This window comes from Pseudomonas sp. AM8, assembly GCF_036346475.1.
Classification (GTDB): Bacteria; Pseudomonadota; Gammaproteobacteria; order Pseudomonadales; family Pseudomonadaceae; genus Aquipseudomonas; species Aquipseudomonas marginalis.
This window is the reverse complement of the sequence record NZ_JAOTNX010000001.1, coordinates 284,706-306,857: the sequence shown is the minus strand read 5'-3', so window position 1 is coordinate 306,857 and position 22,152 is coordinate 284,706. Positions and strand designations below refer to the sequence as shown.

The following is a 22,152-nucleotide window of genomic DNA, read 5'->3' as shown; positions in this document are numbered from 1 at the left end:
CGGTCCTCACAGAGGCCGCACCTTTTTTGTCAGCGCCTGGCGATCAGTTGCCCAGGGCCTTGGAGGCCAGCCAGAACAAGCCGGCCGAGAGGCCTACGGTCGCAGGCAGGGTCAACACCCAAGCCATCAGGATGGTCTTGACCGTGCCACCTTGCAGGCCGCTTTTGTTGGCGACCATGGTGCCCGCCACGCCGGAAGACAGTACGTGGGTAGTGGAGACCGGCAGGGCGAAGATATTGGCAAAGCCAATCATCGTGGCGGTGGTGATCTGTGCCGACATGCCCTGGGCATAGGTCATGCCCTGCTTGCCGATCTTCTCACCGATCGTCAGTACCACACGCTTCCAGCCCACCATGGTGCCCAGGCCCAGGGCCAGTGCGACCGCGAGGATCACCCAGAACGGCGCGTACTCGGTGGTGGCGGTCAGGTCTTTGCGTAGCTTGTCGAGGTCGGACTTCTCACGCGCTTCCAGGCCCGGCAGCTTGCCGACTTTTTTCGCGGTGTCGTCCAGGCACAGCAGGTAGCGGCGCACTTCGATGCGGTGATCGGCACTCAGGGAATGGTAATCGGAGACGCCTTTCAAGGTATCCAGCAAGGCATTGATGGTGGGTTCGGTCTGCTGCGGGTTGCAGCGGAACTTGCCCGGCAGGTCGTCTTTCACGCTTTTGCCCAGGGCCAGGAACTCACCCAGGGTCTCGTGGTTGCGCTGGTAGAACTGGTTAAGGTGCAGCGTGGCGTCGCGAGTACGCTCGATCTGGTAGGTGGTGCTGCCCAGGTCGAGTACGAACTGCGCCGGCACGATACCGATCAGCACCAGCATGATCAGGCCGATGCCTTTCTGGCCATCGTTGGAGCCGTGCACGAAACTCACGGCCATGGCCGAAATCACCAGGACCAGGCGGTTCCAGAACGGCGGGTGCTTCTTGTCGTCGAGCTTGCGGCGCTGGTCCGGGGTCTTGTGCATCTTCGACAACGGGCGCCACCATTTCAGGCCGATCAGCACCAGGGCTGCGACCAGGAAGCCGGCCATCGGCGAGAACACCAGGGACGCGCCGATATCGACGGCCTTCTGCCAGTTCACACCGTCAGCCAGGGGGATGTCGTTGATCAGGGCATTGGCCAGGCCGACACCGAGGATCGAACCGATCAGGGTGTGGGAGCTGGAGGCGGGGATACCGAAGTACCAGGTGCCCAGGTTCCAGGTGATCGCCGCGGCTAACAACGAGAAGACCATCGCCAAGCCATGGCCGGTGTTCACATTGATCAGCAACTCCACGGGCAGCAGGTGCACGATGGCGTAGGCGACACCGACACCACCGAGCAACACGCCGAGGAAGTTGAACACCCCGGAGAAGAACACGGCCAGATGCGGCGGCATGGCTTTGGTATAGATGACTGTGGCCACCGCGTTAGCGGTGTCATGAAAGCCATTGATGAACTCGAAGGCGAGGACAAAGGCCAGGGCGAGCAACAGGCTCACGAGAACCCAAGCATCCAGTCCGCTGAATAAATCGATCATGAAGGTTTTCTGACCCGGTCGTAAGGGGGCGCGATTATGCCAGAAAACCTCGGTAATCGATGCACTAGCTGCTCATCGGTATCAATCTTCATCGAATCGCCATGGGCGAAAGCTGGCGATCCCAGGGTTTTCGGGGCTTTGGCAAGTCTTTGATTTATAAAGCACAGGGCTGAAAGGACAGGGTTTTGTCACCAAATCGTCATGCCTGAAACATTTGTATGAAATTTTACAGACGATGGTGGGATTCAGGTCGGCTGGAGGATGGCTAAATGGCATCGCTGCAGGCAGGGCCCTGGACTCGCTCCGAAGCGCTTATGGCTCTTCGGCCTTGAGTTCCTGTTCAATCTTTTGGATTTCCTGGGCAAATGCCTGGTCGAGCAGGCTGGCTCGCTTGCGCCATGGTTTGCGTTCAGGTTCAGGCTGGGCGGCATAGGTGGTGACTTCCCCGCCGTAAACGTCCTTGTAACGTTGCTCCTGGCGCTCAAGTTCCGCGCGCAGTTCATCTTTCGTCACGTTGTTACCTAATTGAGTTGGGTGTAAGTACATGGCAGTGTTTGGCCTGAATGTCGCCCTCGGGTTGTTCCAACTTGAACCCACGAAGTGTTCAAGTTTGAATGAAAACGGGAGGCCACTGTTGGGCGGTCATTCCAGGCAGGTAGTTGCGATCGTCCATGCACGACCTGTGCATGGTTTGGCGAGTTCCAGCCTCAATATGAAACCGGGCTCTCCTCCGCACAGGATGCATTATAGCGGCGCATTTGAATAACACTATCGGCATAAAGTTAAAAAGCGTCAACTTTGTGTGAGTGTTTTGTTACGTCGACGCGTCAGTATTTGCTGAAATTCTGGCGTCATAAACTCAACAAGGAAACAAGCTATTAAATTAACGGCTTAACATCGCCGGGGACGTGGTTGATAGATCGCCCTCAGGCGTAGCGCTAAATTGCGATAATCGCATGATTGTCCGATAATCGCCCAATGTTGCGGGGCCTGCCTTGTGCATCACGGCCGGCCCGGCTTGTAATAGCAGCCCAATCCCCTGCGGTTGACAATAAGAGAAAGGAACCTGGCATGAACGATCAATTGCGCAACTCTTTCGCGTCAGTGGCGCCGCCGATCGTTGCCTCGCCGGCCAAGCGTATCCAGGCGTTTACCGGTGACCCCGACTTCATGACCTCCCTGGCTCGCGGCCTGGCGGTGGTGCAGGCGTTCCAGGAGCGCAAGCGCCACCTGACCATCGCCCAGATCAGCCACCGCACCGAGATCCCCCGCGCCGCCGTACGCCGTTGCCTGCATACCTTGATCAAGCTCGGCTACGCCACCACCGATGGGCGCACCTATTCATTGCTGCCCAAAGTCCTGACCCTGGGGCATGCCTACCTGTCCTCCACGCCATTGGCGGTATCGGCCCAGCCTTATCTGGACCGTATGAGCGAGCAACTGCACGAAGCCTGCAACATGGCCACCCTCGAAGGCGACGACATCCTCTACATCGCCCGTTCAGCCACCACCCAGCGCCTGATTTCCGTGGACCTGTCGGTGGGCGGACGGTTGCCGGCCTATTGCACCTCCATGGGCCGCATCCTGCTCGCGGCATTGGATGACGCCTCGCTGCAGGACTACCTCGACCATGCCGACCTGCAAACCAAGACCAGCCGCACCCTGACCACCCCTGAAGCCTTGTTCGAATGCCTGCAACAAGTGCGTCAGCAGGGCTGGTGCATTGTCGACCAGGAACTGGAACAGGGCCTGCGCTCCATCGCCGTGCCGGTGTATGACGCGTCCGGCCAGGTGCTGGCGGCGCTCAATGTCAGTACTCACGCTGGACGGGTCAGCCGCAGCGAGCTGGAGCAGCGTTTCCTGCCGAGCATGCTCAGTGCCAGCCGTGAGTTGAGTGCGCAGTTGTTTGCCTAAGGTGTTCGGTGACCGCACAGATCCCCGCTTGATCAATTGACGATGTTTCCCCCGGCTTATTACTGTGCGGCAGCGCTCTTGAGGGCGCCCCAATAATAATGACGGCCCCAGGCCGTTGGCCCGCCATCGGTGTGGAATAAGAATAATGAATCAGCCTTCTGTCGGTACCACCCTGGACGTGCAGTCCTTTATCAACACCCAGCCACTGTCCCGTTACCAGTGGCGCGTGGTGATCCTGTGTTTCCTCATTGTTTTCCTCGATGGCCTCGACACCGCCGCCATGGGCTTTATCGCGCCCGCGCTGTCACAGGACTGGGGCATCGACCGCGCCAGCCTTGGCCCGGTGATGAGCGCTGCGTTGATCGGCATGGTATTCGGCGCCCTGGGTTCCGGACCGTTGGCTGACCGTTTCGGGCGCAAGGTTGTGCTGGTGGGCGCGGTGCTGGTGTTTGGTGCGTTCAGCCTGGCCTCGGCCTACAGCAGCAGCGTGGATCAATTGCTGGTGCTGCGTTTTCTCACCGGGCTGGGCCTGGGTGCCGGCATGCCGAACGCGACGACCCTGCTCTCCGAATACACCCCTGAACGCCACAAGTCGCTATTGGTGACCAGCATGTTCTGTGGTTTCAACCTGGGCATGGCCGGTGGCGGGTTTATCTCGGCCAAGCTGATCCCGGCGTTCGGCTGGCACGCCTTGTTGATGATCGGCGGCATCCTGCCGTTGATCCTGGTGGTGGTGCTGATGCTGTGGCTGCCGGAGTCGGCGCGTTTCCTGGTGGTGCGCAACCGAGGCACCGACAAGGTGCGCAAAACGCTGTCGCCCATCGAACCCTCTATTGTTGCCCAGGCCACCGCCTTCAGCGTGCCCGAACAAAAAACCGTCAAGGCGCGCAACGTGTTCGCGGTGATTTTCTCGGGCACCTACAGCGTCGGCACCTTGCTGCTGTGGCTGACGTACTTCATGGGCCTGGTGATCGTGTACCTGCTGACCAGTTGGCTGCCGACCCTGATGCGCGACAGCGGCGCCAGCATGGAGCAGGCTGCGTTTATCGGCGCGCTGTTCCAGTTTGGTGGCGTATTGAGTGCCGTCGGCGTGGGATGGGCGATGGACCGGTTCAATCCCCACAAGGTCATCGGCACTTTCTACCTGCTGGCCGGGGTGTTTGCCTACGCGGTCGGGCAGAGCCTGGGCAATATCACCCTATTGGCCACCTTGGTGCTGGTCGCCGGGATGTGCGTCAACGGTGCGCAATCGGCGATGCCGTCCCTGGCCGCGCGCTTCTACCCAACCCAAGGCCGCGCCACCGGCGTGTCGTGGATGCTCGGCATCGGCCGTTTCGGCGCGATCCTCGGCGCGTGGATGGGCGCCACCTTGCTCGGCCTGGGCTGGAACTTCGAGCAGGTGCTCACCGCCCTGGTCATTCCGGCCGCTTTGGCCACAGCAGCCGTGGTCATCAAAGGCATGGTCAGCCATGCGGATGCGACCTGAGATCAATCGATAGCCTGCCAACAATTCGTTCGATAATCGAACGCTGAGTCGATTATCGGATTGTTTGGCCGATTTCCCCGGCTTAATCTTCAAGCACTTCGGCGCCACCTCAGCGCCTTTTCGATCCACACCGGGAGCCCAACCCCATGGCTGAAATTCTTGCGCTGCGTGACGCGGTGAAGCAATTCGTGAACGACGGCGACACTGTCGCACTGGAAGGCTTCACCCATCTGATCCCTACGGCAGCGGGTCATGAAATCATTCGTCAGGGCAAGAAAGACCTGACGCTGGTGCGTATGACGCCTGACCTGATCTACGACCAGTTGATCGGTGCCGGGTGTGCGCGCAAGCTGATTTTCTCCTGGGGCGGTAACCCGGGTGTAGGTTCCCTGCATCGCCTGCGTGACGCGGTCGAGAAGCAATGGCCGCAACCGTTGGAAATCGAAGAACACAGCCACGCCGACCTGGCCAATGCCTACGTCGCCGGCGCATCGGGCCTGCCGTTCGCGGTGCTGCGCGCCTACGCGGGTTCCGACTTGCCCAAGGTCAACCCGCTGATTAAGACCGTGACGTGCCCGTTCACCGGTGAAGTGCTGGCAGCGGTACCGTCGGTGCGTCCGGACGTCACCGTGATCCACGCGCAAAAGGCTGATCGCAAGGGCAACGTGTTGCTCTGGGGCATTCTTGGGGTGCAGAAGGAAGCGGCCCTGGCGGCCAAGCGCTGCATCGTCACCGTGGAAGAAATCGTCGATGACCTGAACGCGCCGATGAACAGCTGCGTGCTGCCGACCTGGGCCCTCACTGCGGTGTGCCACGTACCCGGTGGTGCCCATCCGTCCTACGCCCACGGCTACAACGAGCGTGACAATCGCTTCTACCAGGCGTGGGACCCCATCGCCCGCGACCGTGGGACCTTTACCGCCTGGATGGATGAATACATCCACGGCACTGCCGATTTCAGTGAATTCCAGGCCAAGCTGACCACGCAGCAGGAGGCCAAGTAATGGCTTACTCGACCAATGAAATGATGACCGTCGCCGCCGCGCGCCGCCTCAAGAACGGCTCCGTGTGCTTTGTGGGCATCGGCCTGCCGTCCAAGGCCGCCAACCTGGCACGCCTGACTTCGTCGCCGGATGTGGTGCTGATCTATGAGTCCGGCCCGATTGGCGCCAAGCCCAGCGTATTGCCACTGTCGATCGGTGATGGCGAGCTGGCGGAAACCGCCGACACCGTGGTGCCGACCGGCGAGATTTTTCGCTACTGGCTGCAGGGCGGGCGTATCGACGTGGGCTTTCTCGGTGCCGCGCAAGTCGACCGCTTCGGCAACATCAACACCACCGTGGTCGGTGATTATCACCAACCCAAGGTGCGCCTGCCGGGCGCCGGTGGCGCGCCCGAAATCGCCGGCTCGGCCAAGAGCGTGTTGATCATCCTCAAGCAGTCGTCCCGTTCGTTTGTCGACAAGCTGGACTTCATCACCTCGGTCGGCCACGGCGAAGGTGGGGATTCGCGTAAACGCCTGGGTCTGCCGGGTGCCGGTCCTGTCGGAATCATTACTGACCTGTGCATCATGGAACCGGAAGAGGGCACCCACGAATTCGTGGTCACCGCCCTGCACCCAGGGGTGACCCGCGAGCAAGTCGTAGCGGCCACCGGTTGGGCGGTTCGATTTGCCGAGCAGGTCAGCACCACCGCCGAACCGACCGAGGTCGAGTTGACCGCCCTGCGTGACCTTGAAGCACGTACGGCCGCCGCCCACGGCCAAGCACCGGGAGAAGCCTGATGCGCGAGGTGTTTATCTGCGATGCGATTCGCACCCCCATCGGCCGCTTTGGCGGTGGCCTGTCCAGCGTGCGCGCCGATGACCTGGCGGCCGTGCCGATCAAGGCGCTGATCGAGCGCAACCCTTCCGTGGACTGGTCGGCCGTTGACGAGGTGTTCCTCGGCTGCGCCAACCAGGCCGGTGAAGACAACCGCAACGTCGCCCGCATGGCGCTGTTGCTGGCCGGCCTGCCGGAGAGTATTCCGGGGGTGACCCTCAACCGTTTGTGCGCCTCGGGCATGGATGCGATCGGCACCGCGTTTCGCGCCATCGCCAGCGGCGAAATGGAGCTGGCGATTGCCGGTGGCGTCGAGTCGATGTCCCGTGCGCCGTTCGTGATGGGCAAGGCTGATGCGGCGTTTTCGCGCAACATGAAGCTGGAAGACACCACCATCGGCTGGCGTTTTATCAATCCGTTGATGAAAGCCCAGTACGGCGTGGACGCCATGCCGCAGACCGCCGATAACGTCGCCGACGACTACCAGGTCTCCCGCGCCGACCAGGACGCCTTTGCCCTGCGCAGCCAGCAACGCACCGCCGCCGCCCAGGCGGCCGGATTCTTCGCCGAAGAAATCGTGCCGGTGCGGGTCGCCCATAAAAAAGGCGAAACCGTGGTGGAGCACGATGAGCACCCCAGGGATACCACCCTTGAAGCCCTGGCCAAACTCAAACCGGTCAACGGCCCGGACAAGACCGTCACCGCGGGCAATGCCTCTGGGGTGAACGACGGTGCGGCCGCAATGATCCTGGCGTCTGCCGAAGCGGTTAAAAAACACGGCCTGACTGCCCGCGCCCGCGTGCTGGGCATGGCCAGCGCCGCTGTCGCGCCACGGGTGATGGGCATGGGCCCGGTGCCGGCGGTGCGCAAGCTGGTGGAGCGCCTGGGCCTGGCCGTCACTGACTTCGATGTGATCGAACTCAACGAAGCCTTCGCCAGCCAAGGCCTGGCGGTGCTGCGTGAACTGGGCATCGCCGACGATGCACCCCAGGTCAACCCGAACGGTGGCGCCATCGCACTGGGCCACCCGTTGGGCATGAGCGGTGCACGGCTGGTATTGACGGCCCTGCATCAGTTGGAAAAAACCGGCGGCCGTAAAGGCCTGGCGACCATGTGCGTGGGCGTCGGCCAAGGCCTGGCCCTGGCGATCGAACGCATCTAATAAGAGAGGACAGCTCCATGAGTGACAAGCCCGGTTACCGGCGCCCGCAAGCGGGCACTCAACCTGATTACCTGCACCCGGCCTACCAGTCGACGAACCTGCGTTCGCCGTCCCAGCCGTTGGTGTTCCTGCCCCATTCCTTGTCGGAAATCACCGGCCCGACCATCGGTGCCGAGCGACTCAGCGAAAAGGACAACGACCTCACTGCCCAACACGACGGCGAGCCGCTGGGTGAACGCATCATCATTCATGGCCGCGTGCTGGATGAAAACGGCCTGCCGATGCCGGGCATCCTCGTGGAGATCTGGCAGGCCAACGCCGCCGGTCGCTACAACCACAAACGTGACCTGCACGATGCGCCGCTGGACCCGAACTTCACCGGCACCGGGCGCACCGTCACCGACGCCGATGGCTGGTACCAGTTCCAGACCATCAAGCCTGGGGCCTATCCATGGGGCAACCACCACAACGCGTGGCGCCCGGCGCATATCCATTTTTCGCTGTTTGGCCCGAGCGTACTGACACGCCTGGTGACGCAGATGTATTTCCCTGGCGACCCGCTGCTGGAATACGACCCGATCTACAACTGCGTACCGGATACCAGCGCCAAGGAACGCCTGATCGCCCGTTTCGACCTGGAAAAGACCATTCCTTCCTATGCCCTCGGCTACCGCTGGGACATCGTCCTGCGCGGCCGCGACGCCACGCCGATGGAGAAATGAGATGACACTCAACGCGACCACGTCCCACACCGTCGGGCCGTACTACCACATCGGCCTGACCTGGCTGAACCGCGAAGACTTGACCGTCGCCGCCACCCTCGGCGAGCGCGTGGCGATCAGCGGGCAAGTGGTGGACGGCAACGGTGATGTTGTCAACGACGCCATGCTCGAAGTCTGGCAGGCCAATGCCGCCGGCAAGTACGACCACCCTGAAGACGAGCAGGACAAGGCGCTCGACCCGAACTTCGAAGGCTTTGGCCGGGTGCCGGTGGATGCCGAAGGGCGTTTCCGCTTTACCACGATCAAGCCGGGCAGCGTGCCGGGCCTGCAAGGCACGACCCAGGCGCCGCACCTGGTGGTGCTGGTGTTTGCCCGTGGGCTGGTGAAGCACCTGCTGACGCGGATTTATTTCGAGGGCGAGGCGTTGAATGGGGATGACCCGTTGCTGGCCTGTGTGCCTGCCGAGCGGCGCGGCACGTTGATTGCCAAGCGGGATGCGGCGGGTGTACATCAGTGGAATGTGATTTTGCAGGGCACAGATAAGGAGACGGTGTTCTTCGATTATTGATCGGTAGCAGCGGTAAGTTTCAAGCTGCAAGCTACAAGGAAGAGCAGTGACCGCGTCGGTTTTTCTCTTGCAGCTTATAGCTTGCTGCTTGCAACTACCTCCGGTTGTTGCAAAGTATGTCTAGGCTATAACCGTTCCCACTGAGTGAAAAACCATGACAACAACCACCAGTCACTACACCGGAGAAGAGCGCAGCAAACGGATCTTTGCGATTGTCGGTGCCTCCTCCGGCAACCTGGTCGAATGGTTCGACTTCTACGTCTATGCCTTCTGCGCCATTTACTTCGCCCCAGCGTTTTTTCCGTCGGATGACCCCACGGTCCAACTGCTCAACACCGCTGGCGTGTTCGCTGCCGGCTTCCTGATGCGCCCCATCGGCGGCTGGCTGTTCGGCCGGGTCGCCGACAAGCACGGACGCAAGAATTCGATGATGATCTCGGTGCTGATGATGTGCGCCGGTTCCCTGGTCATCGCCTTTTTGCCCACCTACAAAGACATCGGCGCCTGGGCCCCGGCTCTGCTGCTGGTGGCGCGGCTGTTCCAGGGCCTGTCGGTGGGGGGCGAATATGGCACCACCGCCACCTACATGAGTGAAGTCGCGCTCAAGGGCCAGCGTGGGTTTTTTGCCTCGTTCCAGTACGTGACCCTGATCGGTGGCCAACTGTTGGCGGTGCTGGTGGTGGTGATCCTGCAACAGATCCTCACTGAGGAAGAACTGCGGGCCTGGGGTTGGCGGATTCCGTTCGTGATCGGTGCGATTGCCGCGGTGATTTCCCTGCTGCTGCGCCGCACCCTCAAGGAAACCACCAGCAAGGAAACCCGCGAGGACAAGGACGCCGGCAGTATCGCCGCGCTGTTTCGTGACCATAAGGCGGCATTCATCACCGTGCTCGGCTACACCGCAGGCGGTTCGCTGATTTTCTACACCTTTACCACCTACATGCAGAAGTACCTGGTGAACACCGCCGGGATGCACGCCAAGACCGCCAGTTACATCATGACCGGCGCGCTGTTCCTGTACATGTGCATGCAGCCGCTGTTCGGCATGCTGGCCGACAAGATCGGCCGGCGTAACTCAATGCTGTGGTTCGGCGCGTTGGGCACACTGTGCACGGTGCCGATCCTGCTCAGCTTGAAAACCGTCAGCAGTCCGTTCCTGGCGTTTGTGCTGATCACCCTGGCCCTGGCGATTGTCAGCTTCTACACCTCGATCAGCGGCCTGGTGAAGGCGGAAATGTTCCCGCCACAAGTGCGCGCCCTGGGCGTGGGCCTGGCCTATGCGGTGGCCAACGCAATCTTCGGCGGTTCGGCGGAATACGTGGCCCTGGGCCTCAAATCCATGGGCATGGAAAACACCTTCTATTGGTATGTCACCGGCATGATGGCGGTGGCCTTCCTGTTCAGCTTGCGCCTGCCGAAACAGGCGGCGTACCTGCATCACGATTTGTAAGGGATGAGTTATGACACTGCGCACGAGCAATCAACTGTTCGACGCTTACTTCACCGCTGACAGCATGGCCGAGGTGTTCTGCGACCAGGGACGCCTGCAGGGCATGCTCGATTTCGAAGCCGCGCTCGCCCGGGCGCAGGCCCGGGTCGGGTTGATCCCCCAGGCGGCCGTGGCGCCGATTGCCCAGGCCTGCCTGGCGTCGCTGTACGACGTGGATGCCCTCGGTGTGGCGATTGCCACGGCGGGGAATTCGGCGATTCCGCTGGTGAAGGCGCTGGGCAAGTTGATTGCCAGCGGGGATGCCGGGGCCGAACGCTATGTGCACCTGGGCGCGACCAGCCAGGACGTGATGGACACCGGGCTGGTGCTGCAACTGCGCCGGGCCCTGGGGTTGATCGAAACGGATCTGGCGCGTCTGGGCGATGTGCTGGCCGCCCAGGCCCAGCGTTATGCGACGACGCCGTTGGCCGGGCGTACCTGGTTACAACACGCGACGCCGGTCACCCTGGGGATGAAGATTGCCGGTTGGCTGGGCGCGGTGACGCGCAGTCGCCAGCGTTTGAAAGAACTGCAACCGCGTTTGCTGGTGCTGCAATTCGGCGGCGCGTCCGGGACGTTGGCGGCACTCGGTGAACACGCCATGCCGGTGGCCGAGGCGCTGGCGTCGGAGTTGCAACTGAGCTTGCCTGAACAACCCTGGCACACCCAACGGGATCGTCTGGTGGAGTACGCCTGCGTCCTGGGCCTGATCGCCGGCAGCCTCGGCAAACTGGGTCGCGATATCAGCCTGCTGATGCAAACCGAAGCGGCCGAAGTGTTCGAGCCGTCGGCGCCCGGCAAGGGCGGTTCGTCGACCATGCCGCACAAACGCAACCCGGTGGGCGCCGCTGTGCTGATCAGCACCGCCACGCGCGTGCCCGGCCTGGTGGCGACGATGTTCAGCGCCATGCCCCAGGAACATGAACGCAGCCTGGGCCTGTGGCACGCCGAATGGGAAACCTTGCCGGAGATTTGCCGCCTGGTGTCCGGGGCCCTGAAACAAGCGCTGCTGGTGAGCGAAGGGTTGGAAGTCGACCCCGGACGCATGGCCCACAACCTCGACCTGACCCAAGGGCTGGTGCTGGCCGAAGCCGTCAGCATCGTGCTGGCTCAACGCCTGGGCCGGGAAACCGCGCACCACCTGCTGGAGCAATGCTGCAAACGCGCCGTCGCAGAAGGGCGCCACTTGCGCGCGGTGCTGGCGGACGAACCGCAGGTCACCGCCGAGTTGTCCGCCCCTGAGTTGGACCGCCTGCTCGACCCGGCCCACTACCTGGGCCAGGCGCACACCTGGGTCACTCGCGCTGTCACCGAACACTTTGCATTGACCGCCTAAGGAGAACGCTGTGGCTTTCGTACAACTCGCCGAGGGCGAACTGCATTACCAACTCGATGGCCCCCTGGACGCACCGGTGCTGGTGCTGTCCAACTCGCTGGGTACCGACCTGCATATGTGGGACATCCAGATCCCGGCGTTTACCGAGCATTTCCGGGTGTTGCGTTTCGACACCCGTGGCCACGGCAAATCCCTGGTGACCGAGGGACCGTACAGCATCGAGCAGTTGGGCCTCGACGTGATCGCACTGCTGGATGCGCTGGATATTCAGCGTGCACATTTTTGCGGGCTGTCCATGGGTGGCTTGATCGGCCAATGGCTGGGGATTAATGCCGGTGAGCGCCTGCAGCGCCTGGTGGTGTGCAACACCGCCGCCAAAATCGGCACGCCGGAGATCTGGAACCCACGGATCGAGATGGTCCAGCGTGATGGCGCGGCGGCCATGGTGGCCTTGCGCGATGCGTCGATTGCGCGTTGGTTCACCGCCGATTTTGCGGCAGCCAACCCGCACCAGGCCAAGCAGATCACCGACATGCTTGCCGCGACTTCGCCCCCAGGTTACGCGGCCAACTGCGCCGCCGTGCGTGATGCCGATTTCCGTGAGCAGTTGTCGAAGATCAAGGCGCCAACCCTGGTGATTGCCGGCACTGAAGATGCCGTCACGCCACCGGCCGGTGGTCACTTTATCCAGCACCATGTGCAGGGCGCCGAGTACGCCGAGTTCTACGCGGCGCACCTGTCCAATGTGCAGGCCGGTGCTGCGTTCAGTGATCGGGTTATCAAATTCCTGCTGGCCCGCTGAGGCCGCTGTTGTGGCAACTGGCTTGTTGTGGCAAGTGGGCTTCCTGTGGTGAGCGGGCTTGCCCCGCGTTGGGGCGCGAAGCGGCCCCAAATCAGGCGCCACGGTCTGTCTGAAATAATTCGGCGTCCGTATTGGGGCTGCTTCGCAGCCCAGCGCGGGGCAAGCCCGCTCACCACAAGAAGCCCGCTCGCCACAGGTCATCGAGTTGAAATCTTATTGAACCAGGAGTTTTTTGTGGACGAGAAACAACGTTATGCCGACGGCCTGCAGGTGCGCCGCGAAGTGCTGGGCGATGCCCATGTCGACCGCAGCCTCAACGCGCTGACCGAGTTCAACAGCGAGTTCCAGGACATGATCACCCGCCACGCCTGGGGTGACATCTGGACCCGCCCCGGGCTGCCTCGCCACACCCGCAGCCTGATCACCATCGCCATGCTGATCGGCATGAACCGCAGCGAAGAACTCAAGCTGCACCTGCGCGCCGCCGCCAGCAACGGCGTTACCCGTGCCGAGATCAAGGAAGTGCTGATGCAGAGCGCGATCTATTGCGGGATCCCGGCGGCGAATGCAACGTTCCACCTGGCTGAATCAGTGTGGGACGAACTGGGGGTTGAGTCCCGCTCGCCGAAGTAACAGGCTCAGGCCAGCCTTGTCGTGTAGACCCTCTTGCGCAATGGAAGCCCCATCTCTTCTTTCAGGCCGTTTTCGGTAAATTCCCGTGGATTGGTGGTGGTTTTCGCTGTGCTGGGGTCGCCGTCGAAATCAACCGGGGGGACTGCCGTTTGCAGACCGATCGCCTGCCGCTCTATGTTGGGTTCGCGTTCCTGGTGAGTGTCGGGTGTTGCAGTTTCTCCCTTTAGATTTTGACCTGTGGCACCCGCGAATGCGTGTCCCCTCTCATGAGCGAGGCTGGTGATCGGGGGAGATCTGTCGTCATACATATACATCGGGTTGTAATTGATCGTGCCCAGGTCAGCCGTTTCTCCCGGTTCACCCTCCACGATGTAACCCAACTGTGAATCGGTCAGTGATTCGACGTCGCCGCCTGCTTGAAGATACCGTTGAATGGCTTGGGTGTTGAAGCCGTAGGTCATGTCATCACGGGTGTCCAGCTCGCGCAGGGTGACTGGCGCGTTGTTGCGTGCCGCCAATTCGTCCTCTTTCTTCAACGACTGCTGGCCTATGGGCGACATTCTCAATAGCTCCAGATCGTCTTCGACCCGCTGTCTGAACTCGGCGGAACCCTCGACCAGATAGGCTGTTTTGCCGGCGTCACTGGGCGTTACATCAAACCTGCGTGAGCTGAGCGAGCGGATCACATTATCCGAAGGTTTGGCGTAGATAACCGTGTTGTCATGGTGAGACCTCACGTTGTTATGACCTCTGCCGGTGTAAATGACCGAGCTGCCAAGACTGACCATCAGGTTGTCACCACCGCCACCGTGCATCACGGTATGGCCATTTTTGGCGATCATGAAGTCATGACCACGACCTCCATCCATATGCACGATTCGACCGACAGGTCCTTCCAGGGCCTGCAGACGGTCATTACCATTGCCGCCATAAAGCGCACTGCTACCACTGCCCGCGACCAGCGTGTCGTTGCCTTCTCCGCCCGATGCGACTCCACGGCCCTTGCCCATTTCGATAAAGTCGTCGCCCGCGCCGCCCTTGATTTGGGTGGTACCACCACCGCCACGGGCGTAGTCGTCACCGTCTCCGAGGTCGATCCTGATGGGCGTCGTCACGTCCGGAGCCACCACCACACAGTCGTTGCCGCCGTGGGTCTTGATATACAGGGGCTGGACCATGCCCAGCTCGGGGCGATTGAGCAGCTCAAGGGTGTAGGCTTTATCGTTGACGGTAGCGAGCAGCTTTCCATCGGAGGTACGGGTGATGTTCACCCGGTCTGCACGGTTGCTGGTTTCCAATACGATTTGACTGAATATTGTGCCGACGTCGCCGTTTTGTGCGGCGCTGAATTCAACCTCCTGGGAGATTTTTACGTGTTTGTCCTGAAACAGGACCTCGCTGTTTACGTAGCTTTTGTGTCCCAGGGCGACTTCGGGAGACGGCCGGGAGGAGGGAGTCAGGGCATCGGAGTCAGGGCGTTTGTATTTGATGTGGACGGGGGGTTCTGGCGTTGCCGGTGATGGGCTGTTGGTGTAGTTCGTCAGCACGGGCATGGACGCAGAGATAGCCATGGTTGGACTCGATCGTGGTTGGCGGGCGTTCCTTTGAGTGGCGGGAGGGGAAATGCTGTTCCAAGGAAAAAGCAGTCAAACGCTGTCTTGATATTGCATGCCTTAAGAACGGCCTGGAGTTAATGAGAGTCGGCGTCCCACACCCAATTCCACACGCCCGGCAGATGCACTGCTTCATTCACGTCTTTGACCGTACGCGCCAATGCCGCGCGTTGCAGGGCGGCCGTATCGGTGTAGAACGGTTCGGCTGCGGTCTTCATGCCATTGACTCGTGCGCTGTCCAGCAGGATCTGCAGGTATTCCTGCATATGCCGCGCGGTATAGCGGTTGATGTCGTGGAAGGTCACCACCACCGGAATCACACCGTCCACCGTCGGTAGCTCCCCCAGCGCGATGCGCTCGCGCACCACCGACAGTTGTCGATACAGGTTGGCGCGGCGCCTTGGGCTGCCATTGAAGCCCCAGATCTTGCCGTCATTGGCGCTCAGGTCGGTCAGCAGGACCTGCATGCCATGGCGCTGGTAGGCGGCGAAGGTGCGCCGGTCGTAGTTCCAGAACGGCGGGCGGACCAGCACGGGCGGCGCGCCGGTGATCGAGGCGATATCGCTCGCGCCCTGGCTGAGGGTGCGTTCCAGCTCGGCATCATTCAGCCAGCGGTGGTTGGTATGAAAGGTCGTGGCAGTGTGAAAAGCCAGCACATGCCCGCCGGCGTATTCACGCTCCATCGTCTTGCGCCCCCGCGAGCTGCCGCCGGAACGCGACGATTCGGTCTGCAGGAAGAACACCGCCTTGATCCCCGGCAGCACCGGGTTGTGCGCCAGGTCGGCGATCACTGAACGGCTGGGGTTGTCGTAGCCCGAGGCGCTGGGGCCGTCATCGAAGGTCAGCAAAAAACGGATCGGCGCCTGGGCTTGCAGGCGTTGCTCGGTCTGCGCGGTCAGGGCAATGGGCGCGCCGATACAGCCGCTGAGGCTCAAGGCCAGGGCCAGCACGGCGGATGCGATGGCAAAGGATTTCATGGTGTGCGCAGGCTCGGATAAGAGGCCGCTGCTGGGCGGATCAGCAGCGGCAGGCGCGCACGATACAGTAAGTGCGGCGCCGGATTACAGCAGACTTATCGGGTAACTGACGATCAACCGGTTTTCATCGAACTCATTGTTGCTGTAGTCGCGGCGCATGCTCGAATTGCGCCAGCGCACCATAAGGTTTTTCACCACGCCGCTCTGTACGGTGTAGCCCAATTCGCTTTCGCGACCCCATTCCTTGCCGCCGGTGATGGTGCCGGTGTGCACGTTGCTGCCGCTGATATAGCGGTTCATCAGGGTCAGGCCCGGTACGCCGAGGGCGGCGAAGTTGTAGTCGTGGCGCACCTGCCAGGATTTTTCCTCGGCGTTGTCGTAACTCGAGTTGTAGCTGTCGTTGGCCAGGGTGCCGCCGCTGGTGCCGTTGACGCGCATCCACGCGCTGTTGCCGGTGAGTTTTTGCAGGCCGACGTAAAAGGTGTTGCCGCCATACTTGGCCGAGAACAGACCGGACCAGGTTTTGTTGTCCAAGTCGCCGGCGCGGGCGCTGCCGTCGTCCTTGCCGTAGAAGAACCCGAGGTTGGCGCCCAGGGTCCAGTCGCCCAGGGGCTGGCTGTGGATCAGGTTGACGAACTGCTGGCTGTAGATGTCCTTGAGCTGGGCGTTCCACACGCCGACCTGGGTGCGTTTGTCGTTGAAGGCGTACTCGCCGCCCTGGAAGTTGAAGCGGTCCGAGGTGAACGCGGTTTTGCCGACCATCGACATGTCCGACATGCTGCTGTCGTCGCGCGGGCTGTTGGCGCGGAACTGGCCGCCGTACAGGGTCAGGCCGTCGATTTCCTTCGAGGTGATCTGCCCGCCGCGCAGGGTTTGCGGCAGGGAGCGGCCATCGTCGGCACGCAGGATCGGCAGCACCGGCATCCATTCGCCGACCTTCACTTCGGTCTTGGAAATACGCGCCTTGAACGCCACGCCGAGACGGCCGAATTCATCTGCAGGGCGGCCATCGTGGTCCAGCGGCAGCAATTGGGTGCCACCGGTACCGCGCCCGCCATCGAGCTTCAACGAGTACAGCCCGAGCACATCCACACCGAAACCGACGGTGCCTTGGGTAAAGCCGGACTTGGCGTCGAGGATGAAACTCTGTGTCCACTCCTGCGCGCCACCCTGGGTTTTGGTGGGGTTGGTGAAATTGCGGTTGAAGAAGAAATTACGCAGGTTGAGGTTGGCGCTGGCGTCCTCCAGAAAACCGTGTTCTTCGGCGACGACGGGCATGGCAAGACTGGCGATAGCGGTGGCCAGCAGGAGCCGGCGCGGGTGAAAGGTGCTCATGGTGGTGGACCTGTTGTTATTGGGTTTATGCAGGTGGCGGCCATGGTGCGGGGCGGTGCGGGGGCGGTTCAATCGGGGCAGGGCGGGTTGTGGGCGATGATCGAACGCAAGTTGCCGGGCGCACAGGCCCGGCCCCGGCATTGCGGGGTTATCGCTTGGGCAGGTCGAAGTGGGTCCAGGGCACAGTCGGCAGGTAGTGTTGCGCAGCTACGATCAGCGCCACCATCACCACCAGGAACACCGCTTGCAGAGGGCTCCAGAAGGCCCAGTGCAGGCCGTTCAGCCAGGGGTAGCCTTCGGCGAACTTCTGGCTCATATGACCGATGCGTTTTTTGTGCAGCAGGTTGATCAGCAGCGCGCCGGCATAGGTCACCGCACCCAGTACACCGAGCATCAAGCCGCAGGCCACCAGCATGATCGCCTGCGGTACGCCGTGGCGAATCACCAGCCAGTAGTCGTTGGGGTTGATTCGCTTGGGGATCAGGTACTGGCTCAGCCACACATCCAGCACCCGATAGGTTGAACTCATCCCGGCCCACATTTGGGTGACGCGAAAGCCAACGGCCGCCGGCACGAACGCCATCAGCATGAAAATGACCAGCGACATCCCGTCCATTCTGTCTGGCTTATCGTGGGCGATGCTCAGGCCAAGCCCCAGGGCGAAGACGGCCCATAGCCGGATAAACACCTGGGTGTAGATCGGCCGGGGCACGAATTTGCGCCAAAAGAACAGGTCTGTTTGAGGCAGGCGCTCGACCAGTTGCGGATAGCGCCAGGTCAGTGTTTGCGCCAGGTGCTGGCAGGCGTTCCACTCGTTCTCGCCAAACCCATCGATCAGGCGTTTGTGTTGCGTGGCGGACATCGGCGTCAGCAGCAGGCGCGCGGCCAGGGCATCGGCTGATGTGCGCCGCGTGTCCTGGGCCTTGTCCTGCAAGTTGGCGTAGAAACTTTCCTGCTCGCAACGCGACACCAATTCGCGCCACATCCACGCCGGTTCCGGGTAGACGCCTTTCTGGTCGTCCCAGCCGAATGCCTGGCACACCCGCTCGAACAGCGGCACGCTCCACTGGGTGTCATGCAGCAGGTGCAGGACGATGCGCTGCCACTGCTGTTGCAGGTCGAACACCCGGAGCCAGGGTTGGTCGTTGTACTGCGTGAGCTGGGTGATGAACTCGCGCTCGGCCTTTTGCTCCAGCAGTTCCTGCAGGGTGCGGCGGTAGTCTTGCAGCAGCTCGCCGGTCAGCGCTTCGTATTGCCAGGACGTCATCGCCACCTGCTGCCAGGGGGTCAGCCATTCCAGGTGTTGCGCGGCCCAAGCGGCGATGGCGCTGCGTTCGCCCGGTGCTTCGAAACAATGGCGCAACAGGCCGGCCTGGAACGCATCGGTGCAGCCCTGTTGCCGAGCCTGGGCCCAGCGCTCGTCGAGGTTACGCGCGTTAAGGCCGTCGAGCAGTGCCTGGGCCGGGTCCGGTGTGGGGGCGTCGAAGGGCGCCGGGCTGACGGGGCTGATGTCCAGCAGTTCGGCCAGGTCATTCAGGTTGGCGTAGGCCGCTTCGGCCACGGGCGCCTGGACGGGTTCTGCCTCTTCGTTATCCGCTCGCCAGCGTGCTTCATTCAGCGCGTGTTCATAGGCCTCGCGCAGGCGTTGGAAGCCTTGGGCGTCGTCGTCCGGGCGGCAGTTTTTCAGCAGACGCGCATAGCTGCGCTTGATGGTGCGCTCGTCGGCGTCCTCCGGCAGTTGCAGTACGGTCCAGCAATCCATCGGTGTGCCCTCAGCGCCAGAACCCGTTGTCGAGTTGCTCAAGTTGACGGCTCAGTTCGCTGCGGGCGTCGCGGATGCGGCGTTCGTCCTGGGTGTCGAGTACCTGCTGGAACTGCGCCGCCCAATGGCCGAACTGTTCGCGCAGCTCGCCGAGGTTTTCCTGGTAGAGCCGTTCGAGGCGGGCGACGAGCACGGTATTGACCTGCTGGTCGCGTGGGTGGACCTTCAATTGCGCCAGGGCCTGCAGGCGTTGCTGGATCTCCTGCGGGTTGAGCACGCCGGGGTTGTTCTCGATCACCAGCGAATGCTGCTCGCCGGTCAGCGGGATATTCACCTGGGCTTCCAGCAGGCCGTTGTTGTCGTAGGTGAAACGCACGTCCAGGGAGACTTCACCGGCCTTGCGCTTGGGCACCGGAATATCCAGTTGGCCCAGCTCGATGTTGTCTTTGACCAGGCGGCTTTCGCCCTGGTAGATCTTCAGCAGTACGTGGGCCTGGTCGTCGTGCAGGGTGACCACGCTTTTGACCCGGCTGACCGGCACGCTGCTGTTGCGTTCGATCAACGGCAGGTAATGGCCGCTTTCGATATGGCCGCCGTATTGGTTGGAGGTTTCGATGCCCAGGGTGTAGGGGCAGACGTCGGTCAGCACCACTTCTTCGAGGGCCGCGGAACGGGCCTTGAGGGCGGCCTGGATCGCCGCACCGTGGGCGACCACCTGGTCGGGATCGAGGCTGATGGAGGGAAAGCGCCCGAACAGGCCGGCGGCGAGTTTGCGCACCAGCGGCATGCGTGTGGTACCGCCCACCAGCAGGATTTCATCCAGGTCGCCGACCCGAATCCGTGCATCGCGCAGGGCGCGTTCGATCGGTGCGCGCAGGCGTTCCAGCAGCGGCGTGTAGAGCTTGGCCAGTTCCTGTTGGGTGATGGTTTTCAGCCATTGCTGGCCGTCGACACGCAGGGCGAACTCGGCGCTGTCGTCCTGGCCCAGGGCTTTGCGTACGCGCTCGGCTTCGCGGCGCAGGGCTTGCAGCACCCTGCTGGTGGGCGGGAAACCCGTGGCGTTACGTTGGCTGTCGACAAAGTGTTCGAGCAACAGGGTGTCGAAGTCTTCGCCACCGAGAAAGTTGTCGCCGGCGCTGGCACGCACTTCCATTACCCCATCGAACAGCTCGATGATCGACACGTCGAAGGTGCCGCCGCCAAGGTCGAAGACCAGGAATGAGGTTTCTTTATCCCGCTGATGCAGGCCGTAGGCCAAGGCCGCGGCGGTCGGTTCGTTGATCAGTTTCTCAACGCTGAGCCCCGCCAGTTCACCGGCGATGCGTGTGGCCTTGCGTTGGCCGTCGCTGAAATAGGCGGGCACGCTGATCACCGCGTCGGTGACGGTTTGACCGTAGGTACGCTCGATGTCCTCCTTGAGGCTCTTGAGCACCAGGGCAGAGAGTTCTTCGGGGCGGAACGAGCGGTCGCCCAGGCGCACTTCGGTGGCGCTGCCCATGTAGCGCTTGAACAGCGAGGTGGTCAGGTGCGGGTGGGTGTGCAGGCGCTCCTTGGCGGCCTGGCCTACCAGGACACGGCCTTGGTCATCCAGCCCGACCACGCTGGGGGTCAGCAACTGGCCCAGGGCATTGGGCACCATTTCGGCGGCATCGCCGCGCCAGACGGCTGCGAGACTGTTGGTGGTCCCCAGGTCGATTCCTACGATCATTACGACAAGCTCCCTCTGTGGTCTGTAAGAATCTGTTACCAATTTTACCCTGAAAGCTTGAGCGGAAAGCAAGGCGGGAGACTGTTCTTACAAGCGGGCTTATTGTAGTTGGCAGGCTTGTTGTGGTGAGCGGGGCAAGCCCGCTCACCACAACAAGCCCGCTCGCCACGGAGAGTGTGTCCAACCTGTCAGCCTTATGCTTAACCGCTTCTGCGTCTACTGTCAGGGTTGACAGTAGATGACCCGTTTTTGAAAGCCTATGTTCAAGGCGGTGGCAGTATTTTTGCTGGTGCTCAAGGGAGAAGTGCTCATGAGCTTTGGAACAGAAATGGGTGAGTTTTTAACCTCGTCGAATACGTTCAACGCGGACCTGATCTTTGGGAATAAAAAGAAGATCCCGATTACATTCGACACATTCGAGTTGATCTATATCGAGGGTTCTCAGTTTTTCATTCGTTTAGGGTTTGAGGGCAATCCGGGGTCCAGAAATGAACTGACTCTTGAGGCTAAAGAGTTGAAAGCAGGCCAGACCTACCCGATCCGGCCGCAAGACCCTGGAATCAGGGCAACCTTTGCCTTCGGAGCACGCATCGAGTATTTCCCGGCGGAATATTCGGGGTTCCTGACCGTTGACCGTCTTGAATACAAGGACGGCCATCTAGCGCTGAGCATGCAGTTCTCCATCTACTTCGAGCCACAGGGCAAGGGCGATATGGAAGTTGTTTGCCATGCCCTTCAAATCACCTGCGCGTTAGCAAACCACCGCGCAACGGGTAAGTTTGTACCCAAGCACCGAGCGCAAGTGAAGGTTCCAGTTTTTTGTGAGATCGACGCCAGTGTCGATGGTAGTTATGACCCCATCGACCTGGGTGATGTATTTTTCGTGATCTACTCAGACTCGAGTTATTTTATTCAGTGCTTGCCCCGTCATGGAGGTGATCGTGCGTCCCTTGAGTTTGCAGGGAGTGCCTTGAAAACCTTTACTGATTATCCAATCACAGCGCCTGGGGGGGCGCCAGAAAGTGTTGATACGCTTCTTATTATGCGGCCTGAATTCTCATACGGGTTTTCTGATCCGACGGGTACATTCCGCGTAAGGCGCACTGAAGATTCAGAGGAAGGGTTCTGGTTTATCGCTGAGTTTAATTTCTCACTCACTGCCCGCAATGCCGATGGAAGAGAAATCGAATATAAAATTACGAGCCTTAGGTTTCAGGTGCAAGTCAGTGAATTGAGAACTTAACCTTGGCACCCAGCCTTTAAAATATCGCGGGCCATAAAAAACCGCCTCCTGATAAGGGAGGCG

At 61.3% G+C, this 22,152-nt stretch carries 19 protein-coding genes; 12 read left to right on the top strand and 7 right to left on the bottom strand.

Annotated elements, in window-relative coordinates; genetic code table 11:
- Nucleotides 1-43 precede the first annotated feature (43 nt).
- Together V3W40_RS01480 and V3W40_RS01475 are read right to left on the bottom strand one after the other, a co-directional pair.
- The gene (locus tag V3W40_RS01480) at nucleotides 44-1,519 is read right to left on the bottom strand and encodes an inorganic phosphate transporter (RefSeq protein WP_027604410.1); all 1,476 of its coding nucleotides are present in this window, start codon (nucleotides 1,517-1,519) and stop codon (nucleotides 44-46) included.
- 312 nt (nucleotides 1,520-1,831) lie between these two features.
- Complete coding sequence (locus V3W40_RS01475) at nucleotides 1,832-2,032, bottom strand: hypothetical protein (RefSeq protein WP_003172389.1); 201 nt, start codon at nucleotides 2,030-2,032, stop codon at nucleotides 1,832-1,834.
- A gap of 558 nt (nucleotides 2,033-2,590) precedes the next feature.
- On the opposite strand from V3W40_RS01475, the gene pcaR reads away from it, so the two are divergent.
- The 11 genes from pcaR to pcaC all read left to right on the top strand — a co-directional run bounded on the left by pcaR (nucleotide 2,591) and on the right by pcaC (nucleotide 13,451).
- Nucleotides 2,591-3,433: a pca regulon transcriptional regulator PcaR gene (gene pcaR / locus V3W40_RS01470; protein ID WP_025855315.1), complete on the top strand. Its 843-nt coding sequence runs from the start codon at nucleotides 2,591-2,593 to the stop codon at nucleotides 3,431-3,433.
- Between the two features lie 145 nt (nucleotides 3,434-3,578).
- Nucleotides 3,579-4,919, top strand: coding sequence for an MFS transporter (locus V3W40_RS01465; RefSeq protein WP_065947329.1), 1,341 nt, complete (start codon nucleotides 3,579-3,581; stop codon nucleotides 4,917-4,919).
- Nucleotides 4,920-5,065: 146 nt separating this feature from the next.
- Nucleotides 5,066-5,923 carry a CoA transferase subunit A gene (locus V3W40_RS01460; RefSeq protein WP_065928284.1) on the top strand — a complete coding sequence of 286 codons (858 nt, stop codon included), beginning with the start codon at nucleotides 5,066-5,068 and terminating at the stop codon, nucleotides 5,921-5,923.
- A complete protein-coding gene (locus tag V3W40_RS01455) occupies nucleotides 5,923-6,702 on the top strand; it encodes a CoA-transferase subunit beta (protein ID WP_065928283.1) in 780 nt (259 codons plus the stop codon). Before V3W40_RS01460 ends, V3W40_RS01455 begins: the two co-directional genes overlap by 1 nt.
- A complete protein-coding gene (pcaF, locus tag V3W40_RS01450; RefSeq protein ID WP_178084536.1) occupies nucleotides 6,699-7,901 on the top strand; it encodes a 3-oxoadipyl-CoA thiolase in 1,203 nt (400 codons plus the stop codon). Before V3W40_RS01455 ends, pcaF begins: the two co-directional genes overlap by 4 nt.
- Nucleotides 7,902-7,918: 17 nt before the next feature.
- Entirely contained in the window at nucleotides 7,919-8,623 is a 705-nt protein-coding gene (pcaH, locus tag V3W40_RS01445; RefSeq protein ID WP_330214306.1) for a protocatechuate 3,4-dioxygenase subunit beta, read from the top strand.
- Between the two features lies 1 nt (nucleotide 8,624).
- The gene (gene pcaG / locus V3W40_RS01440) at nucleotides 8,625-9,191 is read left to right on the top strand and encodes a protocatechuate 3,4-dioxygenase subunit alpha (protein ID WP_065928280.1); all 567 of its coding nucleotides are present in this window, start codon (nucleotides 8,625-8,627) and stop codon (nucleotides 9,189-9,191) included.
- Nucleotides 9,192-9,345: 154 nt separating this feature from the next.
- Nucleotides 9,346-10,641 (top strand): MFS family transporter, encoded by a 1,296-nt coding sequence (locus V3W40_RS01435; protein ID WP_065938827.1) that lies wholly within the window; start codon nucleotides 9,346-9,348, stop codon nucleotides 10,639-10,641.
- A gap of 10 nt (nucleotides 10,642-10,651) precedes the next feature.
- Nucleotides 10,652-12,016: a 3-carboxy-cis,cis-muconate cycloisomerase gene (locus V3W40_RS01430; RefSeq protein ID WP_137211455.1), complete on the top strand. Its 1,365-nt coding sequence runs from the start codon at nucleotides 10,652-10,654 to the stop codon at nucleotides 12,014-12,016.
- Nucleotides 12,017-12,026: 10 nt separating this feature from the next.
- Nucleotides 12,027-12,818: a 3-oxoadipate enol-lactonase gene (gene pcaD, locus V3W40_RS01425; RefSeq protein WP_065928277.1), complete on the top strand. Its 792-nt coding sequence runs from the start codon at nucleotides 12,027-12,029 to the stop codon at nucleotides 12,816-12,818.
- Nucleotides 12,819-13,052: 234 nt separating this feature from the next.
- Nucleotides 13,053-13,451 carry a 4-carboxymuconolactone decarboxylase gene (gene pcaC, locus V3W40_RS01420; RefSeq protein ID WP_330214305.1) on the top strand — a complete coding sequence of 133 codons (399 nt, stop codon included), beginning with the start codon at nucleotides 13,053-13,055 and terminating at the stop codon, nucleotides 13,449-13,451.
- Nucleotides 13,452-13,456: 5 nt separating this feature from the next.
- On the opposite strand, the gene V3W40_RS01415 is transcribed toward pcaC, so the two are convergent.
- The 5 genes from V3W40_RS01415 to V3W40_RS01395 form a co-directional block, all read right to left on the bottom strand.
- Nucleotides 13,457-15,022, bottom strand: a complete 1,566-nt coding sequence (locus V3W40_RS01415) for a M91 family zinc metallopeptidase (protein ID WP_330214304.1) — start codon at nucleotides 15,020-15,022, stop codon at nucleotides 13,457-13,459.
- Nucleotides 15,023-15,141: 119 nt separating this feature from the next.
- Nucleotides 15,142-16,041 (bottom strand): polysaccharide deacetylase family protein, encoded by a 900-nt coding sequence (locus V3W40_RS01410; RefSeq protein ID WP_065947334.1) that lies wholly within the window; start codon nucleotides 16,039-16,041, stop codon nucleotides 15,142-15,144.
- An 84-nt stretch (nucleotides 16,042-16,125) separates the two neighbouring features.
- Nucleotides 16,126-17,376, bottom strand: a complete 1,251-nt coding sequence (locus V3W40_RS01405) for an OprD family porin (protein WP_330214303.1) — start codon at nucleotides 17,374-17,376, stop codon at nucleotides 16,126-16,128.
- 148 nt (nucleotides 17,377-17,524) lie between these two features.
- A complete protein-coding gene (locus V3W40_RS01400; protein WP_330214302.1) occupies nucleotides 17,525-19,138 on the bottom strand; it encodes a J domain-containing protein in 1,614 nt (537 codons plus the stop codon).
- Between the two features lie 10 nt (nucleotides 19,139-19,148).
- Entirely contained in the window at nucleotides 19,149-20,846 is a 1,698-nt protein-coding gene (locus V3W40_RS01395; protein WP_330214301.1) for a molecular chaperone HscC, read from the bottom strand.
- 259 nt (nucleotides 20,847-21,105) lie between these two features.
- Here V3W40_RS01395 and V3W40_RS01390 point away from each other — a divergent pair, with 259 nt between their 5' ends.
- The gene (locus V3W40_RS01390) at nucleotides 21,106-22,089 is read left to right on the top strand and encodes a hypothetical protein (protein ID WP_330214300.1); all 984 of its coding nucleotides are present in this window, start codon (nucleotides 21,106-21,108) and stop codon (nucleotides 22,087-22,089) included.
- The last annotated feature ends 63 nt before the right edge of the window (nucleotides 22,090-22,152 follow it).

Bases quoted from the DNA above. Each gene is read 5' to 3' on its own strand.
- V3W40_RS01480 (WP_027604410.1), bottom strand. From the start codon at position 1,519: ATGATCGATTTATTCAGCGGACTGGATGCTTGGGTTCTCGTGAGCCTG.
- pcaR (WP_025855315.1), top strand. From the start codon at position 2,591: ATGAACGATCAATTGCGCAACTCTTTCGCGTCAGTGGCGCCGCCGATC.
- V3W40_RS01465 (WP_065947329.1), top strand. From the start codon at position 3,579: ATGAATCAGCCTTCTGTCGGTACCACCCTGGACGTGCAGTCCTTTATC.
- V3W40_RS01460 (WP_065928284.1), top strand. From the start codon at position 5,066: ATGGCTGAAATTCTTGCGCTGCGTGACGCGGTGAAGCAATTCGTGAAC.
- V3W40_RS01455 (WP_065928283.1), top strand. From the start codon at position 5,923: ATGGCTTACTCGACCAATGAAATGATGACCGTCGCCGCCGCGCGCCGC.
- pcaH (WP_330214306.1), top strand. From the start codon at position 7,919: ATGAGTGACAAGCCCGGTTACCGGCGCCCGCAAGCGGGCACTCAACCT.
- pcaG (WP_065928280.1), top strand. From the start codon at position 8,625: ATGACACTCAACGCGACCACGTCCCACACCGTCGGGCCGTACTACCAC.
- V3W40_RS01435 (WP_065938827.1), top strand. From the start codon at position 9,346: ATGACAACAACCACCAGTCACTACACCGGAGAAGAGCGCAGCAAACGG.
- V3W40_RS01430 (WP_137211455.1), top strand. From the start codon at position 10,652: ATGACACTGCGCACGAGCAATCAACTGTTCGACGCTTACTTCACCGCT.
- V3W40_RS01415 (WP_330214304.1), bottom strand. From the start codon at position 15,022: ATGGCTATCTCTGCGTCCATGCCCGTGCTGACGAACTACACCAACAGC.
- V3W40_RS01410 (WP_065947334.1), bottom strand. From the start codon at position 16,041: ATGAAATCCTTTGCCATCGCATCCGCCGTGCTGGCCCTGGCCTTGAGC.
- V3W40_RS01405 (WP_330214303.1), bottom strand. From the start codon at position 17,376: ATGAGCACCTTTCACCCGCGCCGGCTCCTGCTGGCCACCGCTATCGCC.
- V3W40_RS01400 (WP_330214302.1), bottom strand. From the start codon at position 19,138: ATGGATTGCTGGACCGTACTGCAACTGCCGGAGGACGCCGACGAGCGC.
- V3W40_RS01395 (WP_330214301.1), bottom strand. From the start codon at position 20,846: ATGATCGTAGGAATCGACCTGGGGACCACCAACAGTCTCGCAGCCGTC.
- V3W40_RS01390 (WP_330214300.1), top strand. From the start codon at position 21,106: ATGTTCAAGGCGGTGGCAGTATTTTTGCTGGTGCTCAAGGGAGAAGTG.